At 67.8% G+C, this 1227-nt stretch carries 1 protein-coding gene; it reads right to left on the bottom strand.

Annotated features, from left to right (window positions below; all coding sequences use genetic code 11):
- On the bottom strand, nt 1-1227 hold a 1227-nt coding region (locus tag AB4Z11_RS32090; RefSeq protein ID WP_442030274.1), incomplete at both ends, for an efflux RND transporter periplasmic adaptor subunit.

Genomic DNA, 1227 nt, shown 5'->3' with positions numbered 1-1227 from the left:
GTCTGGCCAGCCGCTGCGTCGCCGCCAGCGCCCGCCGCGGCCCCAGCACCGCCTGCAGCGCCACGGTTGCGGCGTCCACCGCCGGCGCCGCCCTGCCCGCCGCGATCGGTCGGCAGCACGACTTTGGCGCCGTCCTTCAGGCGGTCAGCGCCTTCGGTGATCACTTGCTCGCCTACTTGCAGGCCGCTGACGATCTGCACCTTCTCCACCGTCGCCTGGCCGCGCGTGACCATGCGCAGGGACACCGTGTGGTCCTGGTTCAGCACATACACATAATCGCCGGTACCGCCATGACGCAGCGCGGTCACCGGCACCATGATGGCGTCCTTGATATTGCGCAGCTCCAGGCGCACGTTGACGAACTGGCTCGGGAACAGGGCAAACTTGGCGTTGTCGAAGCGCGCCTTGGCCATCACGGTGCCGGTTTGCGTATCGACCTGGTTATCCAGCGCCGCAAAGCGGCCCTTCTCCAGCAAATTGGTACGGGTGCGGTCAAAGGCCAGCGCCGACAGATTGGCGCCTTCATTCACACGGCCCAGCAACTCGGGCACGCGGTCTTGCGGCACCGAGAATTCCACGTCGATTGGCGACAGCTGGGTGATCACAGCCAGGCCGCCGGCATCGCCGGAGCTGACCAGATTGCCGATGTCGACCACGCGCAGGCCGACACGCCCGCTGATCGGCGCCACCACCCTAGTGTAGCCGAGATTCAGTTTGGCTGTGCCTTCGTTGGCGCGGTCGGTCATGACAGCGCCTTGCAGCTGCTTGACCAGCGCGGCCTGGGTATCGACGTCCTGGCGGGCGATCGAGTCCTGCGACAACAGGGTCTGGTAGCGCTCCAAGGTCAGACGCGCGTTTTCCAGCTGCGCCTCATCGCGCTGGCGGTTACCGGTGGCCTGCATCAGGGCCAGTTCAAACGGACGCGGATCGATCTGGGCCAGCACCTGGCCCTGCTTGACCATCTGGCCTTCCTTGAACAGCACCTTTTGCAGAATGCCGGAAACCTGCGGACGGACCGTAGTCGTCGCCGCCGCCGTCACCGTGCCGAGCGCATCGAGGGTTACCGGCAAATCGGCCTTCTCGGCCGCAGCCACCCCTACCGTGCTGGGAGGACCACCGCGTCCGCCACGGCCGCCGCCGGCACCGCCTCGTCCGGCCCCGCCAGGGGCGCCGGGCGGGCCACCGGCAGCGCCTTGTGCGCCCGGTGCGCCCGGTTCGGCTGAAGGG

Source organism: Pseudoduganella sp. RAF53_2, from assembly GCF_052113985.1.
In the GTDB taxonomy this organism is placed as follows: Bacteria; Pseudomonadota; Gammaproteobacteria; order Burkholderiales; family Burkholderiaceae_D; genus Rugamonas.
The sequence above is the reverse complement of the archived record's forward strand: the minus strand, read 5'-3'. Positions and strand labels throughout refer to the sequence as shown.